Source organism: Mesorhizobium sp. M0106 (assembly GCF_040322715.1).
GTDB lineage: Bacteria > Pseudomonadota > Alphaproteobacteria > Rhizobiales > Rhizobiaceae > Mesorhizobium.
Window position 1 is genome coordinate 254,320 of sequence record NZ_JAMYUA010000001.1, and the last position, 13,496, is coordinate 267,815.

The 13,496-nt window shown below is 63.0% G+C and carries 18 protein-coding genes; 10 read left to right on the forward strand and 8 right to left on the reverse strand.

Annotation, left to right across the window (positions count from 1 at the left end):
* The first annotated feature begins 35 nt into the window (after positions 1–35).
* Together NKJ55_RS01215 and NKJ55_RS01220 are read left to right on the forward strand one after the other, a co-directional pair.
* The gene (locus tag NKJ55_RS01215; RefSeq protein ID WP_352448320.1) at positions 36–461 is read left to right on the forward strand and encodes an Hsp20 family protein; all 426 of its coding nucleotides are present in this window, start codon (positions 36–38) and stop codon (positions 459–461) included.
* A 63-nt stretch (positions 462–524) separates the two neighbouring features.
* Complete coding sequence (locus tag NKJ55_RS01220; RefSeq protein WP_023675269.1) at positions 525–782, forward strand: BQ00720 family protein; 258 nt, start codon at positions 525–527, stop codon at positions 780–782.
* Positions 783–874: 92 nt separating this feature from the next.
* On the opposite strand, the gene ptsN is transcribed toward NKJ55_RS01220, so the two are convergent.
* The 6 genes from ptsN to lptC all read right to left on the reverse strand — a co-directional run bounded on the left by ptsN (position 875) and on the right by lptC (position 6,116).
* Entirely contained in the window at positions 875–1,339 is a 465-nt protein-coding gene (gene ptsN, locus NKJ55_RS01225) for a PTS IIA-like nitrogen regulatory protein PtsN (RefSeq protein ID WP_023675268.1), read from the reverse strand.
* 59 nt (positions 1,340–1,398) lie between these two features.
* Positions 1,399–1,983, reverse strand: coding sequence for a ribosome hibernation-promoting factor, HPF/YfiA family (hpf, locus tag NKJ55_RS01230; protein WP_023675267.1), 585 nt, complete (start codon positions 1,981–1,983; stop codon positions 1,399–1,401).
* Between the two features lie 291 nt (positions 1,984–2,274).
* Positions 2,275–3,801: an RNA polymerase factor sigma-54 gene (gene rpoN, locus NKJ55_RS01235; RefSeq protein ID WP_352448321.1), complete on the reverse strand. Its 1,527-nt coding sequence runs from the start codon at positions 3,799–3,801 to the stop codon at positions 2,275–2,277.
* Between the two features lie 197 nt (positions 3,802–3,998).
* Positions 3,999–4,817: an LPS export ABC transporter ATP-binding protein gene (lptB, locus tag NKJ55_RS01240; protein ID WP_292664962.1), complete on the reverse strand. Its 819-nt coding sequence runs from the start codon at positions 4,815–4,817 to the stop codon at positions 3,999–4,001.
* Entirely contained in the window at positions 4,817–5,416 is a 600-nt protein-coding gene (locus NKJ55_RS01245; protein WP_352448322.1) for an LptA/OstA family protein, read from the reverse strand. The genes lptB and NKJ55_RS01245 overlap by 1 nt, the downstream gene beginning before the upstream one ends.
* Positions 5,403–6,116, reverse strand: coding sequence for an LPS export ABC transporter periplasmic protein LptC (gene lptC, locus NKJ55_RS01250; protein ID WP_352448323.1), 714 nt, complete (start codon positions 6,114–6,116; stop codon positions 5,403–5,405). The genes NKJ55_RS01245 and lptC overlap by 14 nt, the downstream gene beginning before the upstream one ends.
* 308 nt (positions 6,117–6,424) lie before the next feature.
* Here lptC and sppA point away from each other — a divergent pair, with 308 nt between their 5' ends.
* The 4 genes from sppA (at position 6,425) to lhpI (ending at position 9,172) form a co-directional block, all read left to right on the forward strand.
* Positions 6,425–7,381: a signal peptide peptidase SppA gene (sppA, locus tag NKJ55_RS01255; protein ID WP_352448324.1), complete on the forward strand. Its 957-nt coding sequence runs from the start codon at positions 6,425–6,427 to the stop codon at positions 7,379–7,381.
* Between the two features lie 81 nt (positions 7,382–7,462).
* Entirely contained in the window at positions 7,463–7,747 is a 285-nt protein-coding gene (locus NKJ55_RS01260; protein WP_023675261.1) for an integration host factor subunit beta, read from the forward strand.
* 47 nt (positions 7,748–7,794) lie between these two features.
* Complete coding sequence (locus tag NKJ55_RS01265) at positions 7,795–8,127, forward strand: LapA family protein (RefSeq protein WP_352448325.1); 333 nt, start codon at positions 7,795–7,797, stop codon at positions 8,125–8,127.
* 52 nt (positions 8,128–8,179) lie between these two features.
* Positions 8,180–9,172 (forward strand): bifunctional Delta(1)-pyrroline-2-carboxylate/Delta(1)-piperideine-2-carboxylate reductase, encoded by a 993-nt coding sequence (gene lhpI / locus NKJ55_RS01270; protein WP_352448326.1) that lies wholly within the window; start codon positions 8,180–8,182, stop codon positions 9,170–9,172.
* A 72-nt stretch (positions 9,173–9,244) separates the two neighbouring features.
* Here lhpI and NKJ55_RS01275 read toward each other — a convergent pair whose 3' ends face one another.
* Entirely contained in the window at positions 9,245–9,613 is a 369-nt protein-coding gene (locus NKJ55_RS01275; protein WP_352448327.1) for a VOC family protein, read from the reverse strand.
* A gap of 86 nt (positions 9,614–9,699) precedes the next feature.
* Positions 9,700–10,383, reverse strand: a complete 684-nt coding sequence (locus NKJ55_RS01280; protein WP_352448328.1) for a helix-turn-helix transcriptional regulator — start codon at positions 10,381–10,383, stop codon at positions 9,700–9,702.
* 106 nt (positions 10,384–10,489) lie between these two features.
* Between NKJ55_RS01280 and NKJ55_RS01285 the strand changes: the two genes are divergently transcribed.
* From NKJ55_RS01285 to lspA, 4 genes are all read left to right on the forward strand, one after another.
* Positions 10,490–10,975, forward strand: coding sequence for an anthrone oxygenase family protein (locus NKJ55_RS01285; protein WP_352448329.1), 486 nt, complete (start codon positions 10,490–10,492; stop codon positions 10,973–10,975).
* An 88-nt stretch (positions 10,976–11,063) separates the two neighbouring features.
* Positions 11,064–12,125 (forward strand): RsmD family RNA methyltransferase, encoded by a 1,062-nt coding sequence (locus NKJ55_RS01290; RefSeq protein WP_352448330.1) that lies wholly within the window; start codon positions 11,064–11,066, stop codon positions 12,123–12,125.
* The gene (locus tag NKJ55_RS01295) at positions 12,126–12,989 is read left to right on the forward strand and encodes a TrmH family RNA methyltransferase (RefSeq protein WP_352448331.1); all 864 of its coding nucleotides are present in this window, start codon (positions 12,126–12,128) and stop codon (positions 12,987–12,989) included.
* 26 nt (positions 12,990–13,015) lie between these two features.
* Positions 13,016–13,492, forward strand: a complete 477-nt coding sequence (gene lspA, locus NKJ55_RS01300; protein ID WP_352448424.1) for a signal peptidase II — start codon at positions 13,016–13,018, stop codon at positions 13,490–13,492.
* Positions 13,493–13,496 lie beyond the last annotated feature (4 nt).

Here is a 13,496-nt window from a genome sequence, read left to right on the forward strand (position 1 = left end):
TCCACTTTATGTCGCTCTTGAGAGGACACTGTAACATGAGCCGAATGACGCCTTTTTCCAGCCCGCTTCTCCTCGGTTTCGATTCCATGGAAAAGACGCTGGAGCGGTTGGCAAAGTCCGGTGACAGCTATCCTCCCTACAACATCGAGCGCCTCAGCGGTGCCGACGGCAAAACCGAAAGGCTGCGTATCACGCTCGCCGTCGCCGGTTTCGCGGAAAGCGATCTCGATGTCACAACGGAGGAGAACCAGTTGGTCGTGCGCGGCCGTCAGAACGACGACACCGAGCGCGAATTTCTCCACCGCGGCATCGCCGCGCGCCAGTTCCAGCGCTGTTTCGTGCTGGCCGACGGCATGCGGGTGATTGCGGCGGAATTGAAGAACGGCCTTCTGTTGATCGATCTCGATCGGCCGGAATCCGAACGGCTGGTACGAAAAATAAACATATCGGTGAAAGACTGATTTTTGCCGATAGCTCTCATGCGGGATGGCCTTGAGCGGCGTCTCGCGGCAAGGAGGCTTGAAATGACCAGAACTAACGAGAATATCATCATGACCAGCGGCGAATTCGCCCATCTCGGCGAAGGTTCGGTCGCCTATCTCAGGAAAGTGTCGAGCGACGATCTGCGCGGCCGTTTCCCGGGCCTCGGCGAAATCGCGCCGGGTCTGGAACTGTGGGCCCTGTTTGCCGCTAATGGCCAGCCGATCCTGCTTTCGGACGCTCGCGACCGGGCACTGGCTGGCGCGCTGGAAAACGATCTGACCCCGGTCGCTATCCACTAACGTCGTTATCCACTGACAAATACGGCGCAGCGATCTGGCTGGAAACGGACAGGGCCGCTCACGGCGGCCCTTCAACGGATTTAATCAAAACCTCAAGCGGCGTGCGAGGCCTGCGTGTCCGACAGCAGCGCATGGATGGCCACGGCGTCGCGCGTGCCCCTGATCTTGGCAACCGTGTCGGCGTCGCGCAGCACCCGCGCGATGCGCGACAGCGCCTTGAGGTGGTCGGCGCCGGCACCTTCGGGAGCCAAAAGCAGAAACACCAGGTCGACCGGCTGATCATCGAGGGCCTCGAAGTCCACCGGTGTCTCCAGCCGGGCAAAAACGCCGGCGATCCGCTTCACCCCAGCCAGCTTGCCGTGCGGAATGGCGATGCCGTTGCCGACGCCGGTGGAGCCGAGCCGCTCGCGTTGCAGGATGGTGTCGAACACCTCTCGCTCCGGAATGCCGGAAATCGCCGCCGCCCTTTCGGACAGCAATTGCAGCAGCTGCTTTTTGGAGTTCGCCTTCAACGCCGGCATGATTGCCGGAACGCTGACGAGATCGCTCAGATCCATGCTTGAAATCCCTTGTTCGCCTGCCGTCGCCAGTCCCCACGCTCGCGTGCGGCTGGTCTTTACCCCTGCGCGACCTTGGCCGTGGACGGGTCGATCCAGCCGATATTCCCGTCCGGCCGGCGATAGACGATGTTGAGATGGTCATTTCCGGCATTGCGGAAGACCAGGACCGGGCTGTCCTTGGTGTCGAGTTCGATCACCGCTGACGCCACCGACATGGTCCGCAGCGTCATAGTCGATTCAGCGACGATGGCCGGCGCGAAATTCTCCGGTATATCCTCCTCGTCGTCGGCAAGCGGCGCCATCACCGTATAGGCGACGTCGGTGAGCTCGCCGTTGCTATTGCCCGAATTGTGCGACTTCAGCCGGCGCTTGTAGCGCCTGAGGCGCGTTTCCAGACGGTCTGCCGCGGTATCGAAGGCAAGCGTTGGATCCTGGGCATCGCCGGTCGCCTGCAGCGAAGCACCGGAGTCCAGCCGGATCATGCAATCGGCCGTGTAGCGCGACCCCGATTTGACGACTACGATTTGCCCTGAAAAGCCCCGATCGAAATATTTCCCGATCACTTCCCCGACACGGTCGTTGATGCGCGTACGGAACGCATCGCCGATATCCATGTGTTTTCCCGATATGCGCAGTGTCATCTGAAAACTGACCTTCCTTGCTCAGGCTTCAAACTGTCCCGAGTTTATACTCGTGGTCCGCGCGCACAAGCTTTTGCGGCGTCACTTGCGCCGATTTTAGATCCGAACTTTCCGGTTGATCACAAGCCGCCTTCTTGGCCGTCCCGTGGCCTACGTCGTGACGGACCATCTCTCGTGCGGGCATCGGCGAACTCAAATCCACTCGCCAGCCCGTCTCATGCGGGCGGGCTTCTAGCCACTTCGTCGCCGCTTGTCAATGAAGGGCGAAAGCTGTGGAAATTCCGCCGGAGATCAACGGCCGGCGCTGGCCAAAGCGCGTTTTTCGCGCCGCCGCTGCACCGAAGAGGGTATGTTCATGCCTTCCCGGTATTTGGCCACCGTGCGCCTGGCGATATCGACGCCGCTTTCCCGCAGCATGTCCACGATGGCATCGTCGGAAAGCACATCGATGGCTTTCTCCTCGTCGATCAGCTGCTTTATGCGGTCGCGCACCGCTTCCGACGAATGCGCATCGCCGCCACCTGACGAAGCGATCGAGGCGGTGAAGAAATAGCGCAGCTCGAACACACCGCGCGGCGTCAGCATGTATTTGTTTGCCGTGACCCGGCTGACCGTTGATTCGTGCATGCCGATAGCGTCCGCCACCGTGCGCAGGTTGAGCGGCTTCAGGTGCCGCACGCCGTGGACGAGAAAAGCGTCCTGCTGACGCACGATCTCAGAGGCCACCTTGAGAATGGTCTTCGCCCGCTGGTCGAGGCTGCGCGTGAGCCAGTTGGCGTTCTGCAGGCATTCGGCAAGGAAATCCTTTTCCGCCTGGTTTTTCGCATGTGGCGTGACCTGGGCGAAATAGATGTGATTGACCAGCACGCGCGGCAGCGTCTCGGCATTGAGCTCGACCGTCCAGCTGCCGTCATTGGCTGCACGCACCTCGACGTCGGCCACGATCGCATCGCTGGCACCGCGCGAAAACGCCATTCCCGGCCGCGGGTCGAGCGCCCGGATCTCGGCCAGCATGTCGAGCAGATCCTCCTCGTCGACGCCGCAAATCCGCTTCAGCGTCTGGAAATCGCGCCGTGCCAGGAGTTCGAGATTGGCGATCAGCGCCTTCATCGCCGGATCGAGCCGGTCGCGCACGGCCAGCTGCAGCAACAGGCATTCGGCGAGGTCGCGGGCGAATATGCCGGCGGGCTCAAATGTCTGGCAGACCGCCAGGACCGTTGCCACCGCCGTGGCGTCCGTGCCGAGGCGGGCGGCGATCTCGGCCATGTCGGCACGCAGGTAGCCGGCCTCGTCGAGGCCGTCGGCAAGCTCGCCGGCGATCAGGCGCGCCGCCGGATCGGCAAAGGCGAGCGCCACCTGCTCGCCGACATGGTCGCGCAACGTGATGGCCGCCGCCGCCATATCGGCGACGTCGAAGCCGTCGGAGGAAGAGGTGGAACCGTTGCCGGACGCCGATTTCCATTGTGCCGTCAGGTCGGGCCCGAGCCGCTCGCTCGTACCAGGATCGTCAGGAAACAGGTTTTCCAGCGACGTATCGAGCTTTTCCGAGATCGCCTCGGCGCTCCACGCCGTTTCCGCCTCGAACCAGTCGCCGTCGGCAGCCGGTTCCGATGCAGCGTCGCCCTTCTGCGCCTGGTCGCTGGCGGCGTCCTCCTGCGGTTCGGCGCGTTCCAGCAGGGGATTGCGTTCGATCTCGTCGTCGATGAAGCGTTCCAGCTCGAGATGGGTGAACTGCAGCAGGCGGATCGACTGCATCAGCTGCGGCGTCATCACCAGCGACTGTGACTGTCGTAGCTGTAGTTTTGCCGCCAACGCCATGGTTCGGTTTCAAACGCTCCGTCTACGCACCCGCACTGCTGGAAGGAATTTTCCAGGCCAGCATAGAAACTGGCCCGGCTTTTGCTTGTCAAGGCGAGGAGCGGTGAAACTCGCCTGTCGGAGCGTTTTCAGGCAGAAAATTGAAGAAAAAGCTGCTGGACTCCGCCGGAAATCCCGCTCGAGCCGGAATTTCGCACTTAGAGCGTAAATCCCTCGCCGAGATAAAGCCGCCGCACATCGGCATTTGCGACCACTTCGTCGGCTCGACCATGAGTCAGCACCTGGCCGGCATGGATGATGTAGGCGCGGTCGATCAGGCCAAGTGTCTCGCGGACATTGTGGTCGGTGATCAGAACGCCGATGCCACGTGCCGTCAAGTGGCGCACGAGCTGCTGGATGTCGGCGACGGCGATCGGATCGATGCCGGCGAAAGGTTCGTCGAGCAACATGTAGGCGGGGCGGGTTGCCAAGGCGCGGGCAATTTCGAGGCGTCGCCGCTCACCGCCGGAGAGCGACAGCGACGGAGCCTTGCGCAGATGGCTGATGTGGAATTCCTCGAGCAATTCGTCGAGCAGGCGCTCACGCTCCTTGCGGCTCTTTTCGACCACTTCGAGCACGGCCCGGATGTTTTGCTCGACATTCAGGCCGCGAAAAATCGAGGCTTCCTGCGGCAGATAGCCGATGCCGAGACGGGCGCGGCGATACATCGGCATCGACGTGACGTCGAAACCGTCGATTTCGATCGTGCCTTCATCGACCGGCACCAGGCCGGTTACCATGTAGAAACAGGTCGTCTTGCCGGCGCCGTTGGGGCCGAGCAGCCCAACCGCCTCGCCGGCGCGCACGCCCAGCGTCACGCCGCTGACGACTTTGCGGCCCTTGTAGCTTTTGGTCAGCCCCTTGGCGATCAAGGTTCCCTTGAACTTTGCCGCTTCGACGGTGACCCTGGCCGGTGCCGCAAGTTTGCTGGCGGCACGCCCTGGAAGACGCGCCAGCAGCGACGATATACCGGTCATCAGGGTTTCGCTGCTCCAGACTTCGCCGGCGGCGTGATCGACATCATGACGCGGCCGCCGCAAGCGTCGACCTGAGCAAGGCCGCTCTTCATCTGCACGGTAAGCTTGCAGCCGACAAGCACGTTGTCGCCTTGCGAGAGCACGACCTTGCTGCCCGAAAGCACCAGCACTTCGGTCTTCATGTCGAAGGTGCCGCGGTCGCCGGTGGCAACCTGATTGTCCGATTTGATGTAGACCTTATCGTCGACCTCGAGATGGTCGATGTTGGCGGATCCGGTCATTGCCGCGGCACCCGCCGGCTGGGCGCTTTTGGCGGCGCCTGCATCCCTGACGTAATAGACCGTCATTTTGCCGGCCTTGAGCACGGTTGGACCCTGGACGACGTTGACGTTGCCGGTGAAGACGGCAACGCTTTCCGCTTGGCGCACCTCGAGCTTGTCGCTTTCGATCTGGATCGGCTTGTCGCCCGACAGCCTGAGGCCGGACATTTGGCTGGTGGCACTGGATTGCGCCAGCGACGGCGCCGTCCCCAAGGTCAGCCCCAAGGTTAGCAACGCCGAAATCGCGGCGAGGCGCCGTGCCGAACTACTGAACCGCATTGGTCTCTCCGCTCTTTGCCTCTGCCGCCTTCAAACTGGCGGGATCGATGTCGACGCGCACCTTGTTCTCGAAAACCAGGACCTTGCCATTGTCCTGGACCGACATCGAATCCGCCCTGATCCGCGACCCGCCGCGGCTGACATCGACGGGCTCGCTTGTCTTCATAGTGCCTTCGCCCATGTGGAGATAGACTGATTTGAATTTTGCCACCACACCGTCCGTGGTCGACACGGTCACATCGCTGGTCAGGCTGAGCGTGTTGCCGTCGCGATCATAGGTGCCGTGCGTGGCATCGATGGCGGCCGTGTTGTCGGCCGCAATCGGCAGCTTGGCCTTGATGCCTTCCAGATCGATGATGCCTTGTTTGCTGACATCCTGTATGGCGCGCAGGGCTGTCATCGAATAGGGCAGGTTCTGTTTGGTGAAGCCGTTGAGCTTGGGGTTGGCCATCACCAGCTTGCCATCGGCAAAGGCGCCGCCGTCGGCCTGCACCTCGATTGCAGCAGGAGCCATGAGATAGGAATAGACGGGAAACGCGACCGCAATCACGGCAGCGACCAGCGGCACGGCCAGCTTGAGGATACGGACCCGGCGCGAATGACGCTGCGCAACGTCAAACGCGTCGACCCGCGCCCGGCCTGCGGCCTTGGGAGCCAACTCCGTCTCGGTGTTGGTCGGTTCGATTGGTCCCGCTAACATGACTGCTTCTTCTAAACCCCTGCCCGCCAGGCCGCCCTATAGGTGGGGTGCCGGCGCCCTCAAGCAAGCACAAGCCGAGGAAAACCGCAAAAATGTGACAGCCGCCCCTGTACAATGAAAATGGCCCCAGCGCAGCCTGTACCTCATACCAGATATGGGCGCACAGTGTTAGAGCCTGTAGAACGTGACAGGTTGAGGCTTGTCGCGAATGCCTAAGACGGCCTTTGGCGCAAGGCCGTCAGGAAACGGTAGCCGGGCGCGAATGGTTGCTTTAAAAGCATTTGCTCCCACCGACTACGAGGCTGACCATGGCATTGAGAGCCGACGACCTGATCGACCGCCGCCGCTTGCGCCGCAAGCTGACATTCTGGCGTGTCGCGGCGATTATCGTCGCCGCAGCCGGGCTGATCGCCTTTTCGGCGTGGATCTATGGTGACGACTTCACCGGCGCGGCTGTCGACCACATCGCCAAGGTCAAGATCGAAGGTACCATCACCGAAGACGAAGAACTGATCAAGCGGCTGGAGGCAATCCGTCAGTCGCCGCGCGTCAAGGCTGTGATCCTGTCGATCGATTCACCCGGCGGCACCACCGTCGGTGGCGAATCGATCTACGAGGCAGTGCGCAAGCTCGCTGCCGACAAGCCGGTGGTGGCCGAGGTCGGCACGCTCGCGGCTTCGGCGGGCTACATGATCGCCACCGCGGCCGACCATATTGTCGCACGCAAATCCTCGATCGTCGGCTCGATCGGCGTGCTGATCCAGTACCCGGACGTCAGCGGCCTCATGGACAAGCTCGGCGTCAAGCTGGAGGAGGTGAAATCCTCGCCCTTGAAGGCCTCGCCTTCTCCCTTCAAGCCGACCAATGACGATGAGCGCGCCATGGTCCGCAAGCTCATCCTCGACAGCTACGACTGGTTCGTCGGCATCGTCGCCGAGCGCCGCAACATGACCAAGCCGGACGCGCTGGCGCTCGCAGACGGGTCGATCTTCACCGGCCGGCAGGCGGTCACCAACAGATTGATCGACGCGGTCGGCGGCGAGGCCGAAGCAATCGACTGGCTTGCAGGCAAGGGTGTCGATGCCAAGCTCAAGGTGGTGGAATGGAAGGACACGGAAAAACGCGGCGGTTTCCTGTTCTCCAAAGCGATGGCGCAGACCGTCGGTGCTGCGCTTGGCCTGGCCGGCCATGACGGCGACGTCCTTCACGAAATTGGAGCGGACCGCTTGTTTCTTGACGGTCTCGTTTCCGTCTGGCACCCTTGAGGAACCGCTTGGGACGAGTGAAAAACCAAATAAAATCATTCTGATAATTTCGGCGGCACTGCTTTTACGGGGAGCCTTTTCATGATCAAATCCGAACTTGTGCAGATCATCGCCACGCGTAATCCGCATCTTTTCCTGCGCGACGTCGAAAACATTGTCAGCGCCATCTTCGATGAAATCACCGACGCGCTTGCCGAGGGCAACCGGGTCGAGTTGCGCGGCTTCGGCGCGTTTTCGGTGAAAAATCGTCCTGCCCGCACCGGCCGCAACCCGCGCACCGGCGAATCCGTAGAGGTCGAGGAGAAATGGGTACCGTTCTTCAAGACCGGCAAGGAATTGCGTGAAAGGCTGAACGGAGGCAAATAGGCGCGGCGCCCGCCACCGCTGGTGCCTTTGCTTCCGAACGGAAAAACATGTTTAATCGCTTTCTCCTCATCGTGGTTTTCGTGCCGCTGGCCGTCATCCTGATTGCGCTGGCCGTAGCCAACCGCGAACCGGTGGCCTTCACACTCGATCCGTTCAATCCCGGCAATCCGGCGCTGACGCTGACCGTGCCGCTCTTCATTTTCCTGTTCCTGGCGCTGGCCATCGGCATGATCGTCGGCAGCCTGGCGACCTGGATCAAGCAGGGCCGCTACCGCAAGCTGGCGCGCCAGCGCGGCGCCGAGGCAGAGAACCTGCGCCAGGCGGTCAGCCGCGCGCCCACCGGGTCGCAGAGCCCAGCCTTGCCGAAGCCGACGAACTGAGCCGCGGCTCGGGCCTGAAGCACAACCGGCCCAGTTCTCCACGGAGCCTTTCATGCTGACCATTTCCGCCGCCGAGGTCGACCGCGCGCTGACCTTTTCCGGGCTGGTCGAGACGTTGCGCGCCGCCTTTCGCGATGGCGCCGTGCAGCCGGTCAGGCACCATCACACGGTCGAGCGGCCCGATGGCGCCGCCTCGACGCTGCTTTTGATGCCGGCCTGGACCGACTTCAACGCAGCCGGCACCTCGGCCGATGGCCATATCGGCGTCAAGATCGTCACCGTGTCGCCTGACAACAATGCCGTCGGCAAGCCCGCGGTGATGGGGCTTTACCTCTTGCTCGACGGCGCCACAGGCGAGCCTCAGGCCTTGATCGATGGCCAGAGGCTGACACAGTGGCGCACGGCCTGTGCCTCGGCGCTGGCTGCCTCCTATCTGGCCCGCGAGGACGCATCGCGGCTGCTGGTGGTCGGCGCCGGCGCGCTGTCGCCATTCCTTGCAAAGGCGCATTCGGCGGTGCGTCCGATCAAGAACATCTGCATCTGGAACCGCACGCCGGCGAATGCCGAAAAGGTCGCGGCAAAATTGCGTGCCGAGGGTTTTTCGGCCGAAGCAGCAGGCGATCTCGACGCCGAACTCGGCCAGGCCGATATTGTGTCATCGGCGACCATCACCACCACGCCACTGATCAGGGGCGCCCTCTTGAAGCCCGGAACCCATGTCGATCTGGTCGGCGGCTTCACGCCGGCGATGCGCGAAAGCGACGACGACGCGATTGCACGCGCCCGCGTCTATGTCGACACCCGCGCCGGCGCCACCAAGGAAGCCGGTGACATCGTCCAGCCGCTGGCCTCCGGCGTTCTGAAGCCGGAAGCCATCGTCGCCGACCTTTATGAACTCACGCGCGGCCAGAAAAAAGGCCGGCAGAACGACGACGAGATCACGCTGTTCAAGTCGGTCGGCGCAGCCCTCGAGGACCTCGCCGCCGGCATTGCCGTGTATCGCGCAAGCGTAGGGCAGGAGGGCAGTAGGGCAGTAGGGCAGTAGGAAACCGCACTGATCGTGCGGCGCCGCGCCAGCTATGTTTCCTGTCACGTACTCCCCTACTGCCCTACTGCCTTACTCCCTTTGCCAATAAACCCGCAGCCGGTGGCGGTCGGGATCAAGCGCGACGAAGGTGCGGCCGAAATCCATGTCGGTCGGCGTCTGCAGAATTTTCAGCCCGCGGCCGGCCCACTCGGCATGGGTGGCGTCGACGGCACCCGGCGTGTCCAGCGCAAAGACGATCTCGGCGCCACCGCCTGCTGCCGCAGCGGCCGGTTCCACGGTGTGACGCGACCAGAGGCCGAGCTTGAAGCCGTTGTCGAGCACGAACAGCACGAAGGTCGGCGAGGTCTCGACCGGCTGCCGCCCAAGCAGCGCGCTATAGAAGGCGCCGCTTTGCTCAGGCTTGTCGACATAGAGGATGACGAAATTGGGCGGTGTCATGAATTGCTCTCCAGATGGTTTCGACTGGAGGAGCATACCGTATGCCACTGCCAGATTCTGGCAGCAGTCTCAACTGAGCAGCAGCCTTAGCTTGGCGTGTCGAGCGTCGCCCGCCATTCTTTGAGCAGCACCTGACGGCGGCGCGGATAGCGCATCTCGGTGGCATTGAGGCCGGATATCCGGTCGGCGCGAAAGTGCCTGAAATCCTGGCGCATCTCGCACCAGGCCGCGACGACGCGCACCTTGTCGAAGAAGCCGAGTGCGAACGGCCAGACGGTGCGCTCGGAGGCAGCGCCGCCGGCGTCGCGATAGACAAAGATCAGCTTGCGCTCCTCGCGGATGGCCTGCCGCACCACACCGAGATCGATGCCTTCGGTGACCTCGGTGCGCGACCCGACCAGCAGCGTCGAGGCATCGAGCTCTTCGCGCAAATCGTCCGGCAGCACCGCGGCGATCTTGGCCAGCGCGTCGGTGGCGGCGTTCGCAAGCCGCCAGTCCGGCTGCTTGGCCACCCAGCGCGAACCGAGCACGATCGCCTCGATCTCCTCATCGGTGAACATCAAGGGCGGCAACATGAAACCGGGCCTGAGCACGTAACCCAACCCCGCCTCGCCCTCGATCGGCGCGCCCTGCCCCTGCAGCGTGGCGATATCGCGATAGAGCGTGCGGATCGACACACCCATTTCGCCCGCAAGGCTGCGGCCGCTGACCGGCCGGCGATGCCGGCGCAGGATCTGGATCAGGTCGAGCAGGCGTTCAGCACGGGACATGAATCATGACCTAGTTTCAATCACGATAGAGCCCCAGCACTTTCGGCGGCAAGCGACATGGTGGCGGACGGGAACGTCTGCGCCCCGACGCCGTTGTCTGGCCATTATGGATATACGCGGGTTCCTGTTGTTCTGGTCGGTTTTGACCGCAATCGTCGCTGCGCTCAGCCTCGGACCATCCTTCGCCCATGTGCTGGAATCGGTGCCGCGGCTGACCAGATGGCCGCCTTCGCTCTGGCGTGAAACCACTGTCTTCAACGCTCAGTTCCAATTCTTCGCGATTGTCGGCGCACCGCTGGACGTGGCCGCGATCGCCTGTCAGGGGCTTCTCGCCTGTATGCTGCGCAGCGACCGCCCGGCATTCTGGTGGATTTTGGCCGCCACCGTGCTTTATCTGATGGCCCTCGTGGCGTGGTTTACCCTGGTCAAACCGGCAAACGATGTCCTGGCCACCTGGGTGCCTGGACCGATCCCGGACAATTTCGAAAGTATCCGGAGCCGCTGGGAAACCGGCCATATGGTCGTCACCGGCTTCAAGGCCGTTGGTTTCATAACGCTCGCAGTCGGCCTGCTGTCGATCAGGCGCGGCTGATCCGGTTGCACACGTCGGCAGCCCTTTTGTTGCGCCGGTCAATGTGCTGTGGCAGAAGCGGCGAGCCGCCTTCCGGAGATGCGCCTTCTTGAAACCTTTTCGCGACAAACGCCGCGACAGCCGCCCGCCCGCGAAGGGCGGGGCGGAGCAGCCGCGGCGGCGCGACGCCGGCCTGACCGCCGGTTCGGAGCCTAAACTGCAGGACCGGTCCGAGCCGAAAGCCGCGCCGCGCCCTCTATCCCGCCGCGATGGCGCGCTGCCTGCCGAACATCTGCCGCTGATCCTCGAGGTCGGCCCCAATCAGGACTACGCGCTGCTCGACAGCGGCGCCGGAGAAAAACTCGAGCAATACGGCCCCTACCGCATCGTACGGCCGGAGGGCCAGGCGATCTGGCAAAAGGCTTTGCCGGCCAGGGACTGGGAGCGCGCCGACGCCATTTTCACCGGCGATACCGACGAGGAAGGCATCGGCCGCTGGCGCTTCCCCAAGACGCCGCTCGGCGAGACCTGGCCGATGAAGCATGACGGCATAGATTATCTCGGCCGCTTCACTTCGTTTCGCCATGTCGGCGTCTTTCCCGAGCAGGCCTCGCACTGGGACCACATGGCCGGACTGATCGCGGCGGCAAAACGGCCGGTGAAGGTGTTGAACCTGTTCGGTTACACCGGCCTTGCCTCCTTGGTGGCGGCGCGTGCCGGCGCCGAGGTCACCCACGTCGATGCTTCCAAGAAGGCGATCGGCTGGGCGCGCGAAAACCAGGAAATGGCGGGCTTGTCGCAAAAGCCGATCCGCTGGATCGTCGACGATGCCGTGAAATTCGCCGAGCGCGAGGAGCGCCGCGGCAGCCGCTACGACATCATCCTGTTCGACCCGCCCGCCTATGGCCGCGGACCGAAGGGCGAGGTCTGGCAGCTGTTCGAGGACCTGCCGGCGCTGACCGATATCTGCCGCGCGATCCTGACGCCGAAGCCGCTCGCCGTGGTACTGACCGCCTATTCGATCCGCGCCTCTTTTTTCGCCATCCATGCCCAGATGCGCGACACCTTCGCCGGCATGGGCGGCACGGTCGAGTCGGGTGAATTGATCATCCGCGAGAAGTCTGCCGGTCGGGCGCTTTCGACCTCGCTGTTCTCACGCTGGGTGGCCTGAATGAGTGCGTACGAACGGCACGCGGGCGCGCCAGGGCAGGTGAAGGAAGTCACCAGCCTCGCCAACCCGCTGGTCAAGGACATCAAGGCGCTCGCGCTGAAGAAATTCCGTGACCAGCAGAATGCCTTCATGGCCGAAGGCCTGAAGCTGGTCATCGACGCGCTCGATCTCGGCTGGTCGATCAGGACATTGGTCTTCGTCAAGGCCGGACGTGGCAATACGGCGGTTGAAAAGATCGCGGCGCGCACGGTCGCCGCCGGCGGCACCGTCCTTGAAGTTTCGGAAAAAGTGCTGGTCGCCATCACCCGCCGCGACAATCCGCAAATGGTCGTCGGCGTGTTCTCGCAGAAATTCCTGCCGTTGAAGGACATCCGCGCCCGTGACGGTGACGTCTGGGTGGCGCTCGACCGCGTCCGCGACCCCGGCAATCTCGGCACCGTCATCCGCACGGTCGACGCTGTCGGGGCCAGGGGCGTCATCTTGGTCGGCGAGACCACCGATCCCTTTTCGGTCGAAACGGTGCGCGCCACCATGGGCTCGATTTTCGCCGTGCCGGTCGCCAAGGCGTCGCCCGAAGCTTTTCTCGCCTGGCGAACGAGCTTTCCCGGCCTCGTCGCCGGCACCCATCTGAAGGGTGCGGTCGACTACCGCTCGGTCGATTTTTCAAAAGGCCCGGTGCTTTTGATGATGGGTAACGAGCAGCAAGGCCTGCCTGACGAGCTTGCCGCAAGCTGCGACAAACTGCTGCGGATACCGCAGGCCGGCCGCGCCGATTCGCTCAACCTTGCGGTGGCCACCGGCGTCATGCTGTTCGAGATCCGGCGCGGCGCGCTGAAGCTCGTCCCGGAGGACGCCAGATCGTGACATCTCAAACCGTGAAACTGCAAACCATGAAGTCCTGCAGGCCGTATGCTCTTCTGGTCGTCGCCGCGATAGCGCTCGACCAGTGGGTGAAATACCTAGTCGAAACCGGTCTTGCCTTTCAGGAACGGCTCGACCTGCTTCCGTTCCTGGCGCTGTACCGCACCTACAACACCGGCATCGCGTTCTCGCTGTTTTCGTCCTTCGGCGACACCGGCCTGGTGGTCGTCGCGGTTCTGGTGGTCGCTTTCGTGCTCTACCTTGCGGCCCGCACGCCGCCGGGCCACCTGCTTGCCCGCATCGGCTTCGCGCTGATCGTCGGCGGCGCGCTCGGCAATCTGATCGACCGCGCTATCTACGGTCATGTCATCGACTATATTCTGTTTCACACGCCGGTCTGGTCCTTCGCGATCTTCAACCTCGCCGATGCCTTCATTTCGGTCGGTGCCGTGCTGGTCGTCTTCGACGAACTCATTGGCTGGCGGCGCGGAGCGTCGAGCGATTGACCTC

What these genes read in the sequence shown, in the direction of transcription:
- NKJ55_RS01215 (WP_352448320.1), top strand. Translation starts at nt 36, where the DNA reads ATGAGCCGAATGACGCCTTTTTCCAGCCCGCTTCTCCTCGGTTTCGAT.
- NKJ55_RS01220 (WP_023675269.1), top strand. Translation starts at nt 525, where the DNA reads ATGACCAGAACTAACGAGAATATCATCATGACCAGCGGCGAATTCGCC.
- ptsN (WP_023675268.1), bottom strand. Translation starts at nt 1,339, where the DNA reads ATGGATCTGAGCGATCTCGTCAGCGTTCCGGCAATCATGCCGGCGTTG.
- hpf (WP_023675267.1), bottom strand. Translation starts at nt 1,983, where the DNA reads ATGACACTGCGCATATCGGGAAAACACATGGATATCGGCGATGCGTTC.
- rpoN (WP_352448321.1), bottom strand. Translation starts at nt 3,801, where the DNA reads ATGGCGTTGGCGGCAAAACTACAGCTACGACAGTCACAGTCGCTGGTG.
- lptB (WP_292664962.1), bottom strand. Translation starts at nt 4,817, where the DNA reads ATGACCGGTATATCGTCGCTGCTGGCGCGTCTTCCAGGGCGTGCCGCC.
- NKJ55_RS01245 (WP_352448322.1), bottom strand. Translation starts at nt 5,416, where the DNA reads ATGCGGTTCAGTAGTTCGGCACGGCGCCTCGCCGCGATTTCGGCGTTG.
- lptC (WP_352448323.1), bottom strand. Translation starts at nt 6,116, where the DNA reads ATGTTAGCGGGACCAATCGAACCGACCAACACCGAGACGGAGTTGGCT.
- sppA (WP_352448324.1), top strand. Translation starts at nt 6,425, where the DNA reads ATGGCATTGAGAGCCGACGACCTGATCGACCGCCGCCGCTTGCGCCGC.
- NKJ55_RS01260 (WP_023675261.1), top strand. Translation starts at nt 7,463, where the DNA reads ATGATCAAATCCGAACTTGTGCAGATCATCGCCACGCGTAATCCGCAT.
- NKJ55_RS01265 (WP_352448325.1), top strand. Translation starts at nt 7,795, where the DNA reads ATGTTTAATCGCTTTCTCCTCATCGTGGTTTTCGTGCCGCTGGCCGTC.
- lhpI (WP_352448326.1), top strand. Translation starts at nt 8,180, where the DNA reads ATGCTGACCATTTCCGCCGCCGAGGTCGACCGCGCGCTGACCTTTTCC.
- NKJ55_RS01275 (WP_352448327.1), bottom strand. Translation starts at nt 9,613, where the DNA reads ATGACACCGCCCAATTTCGTCATCCTCTATGTCGACAAGCCTGAGCAA.
- NKJ55_RS01280 (WP_352448328.1), bottom strand. Translation starts at nt 10,383, where the DNA reads ATGTCCCGTGCTGAACGCCTGCTCGACCTGATCCAGATCCTGCGCCGG.
- NKJ55_RS01285 (WP_352448329.1), top strand. Translation starts at nt 10,490, where the DNA reads ATGGATATACGCGGGTTCCTGTTGTTCTGGTCGGTTTTGACCGCAATC.
- NKJ55_RS01295 (WP_352448331.1), top strand. Translation starts at nt 12,126, where the DNA reads ATGAGTGCGTACGAACGGCACGCGGGCGCGCCAGGGCAGGTGAAGGAA.
- lspA (WP_352448424.1), top strand. Translation starts at nt 13,016, where the DNA reads ATGAAGTCCTGCAGGCCGTATGCTCTTCTGGTCGTCGCCGCGATAGCG.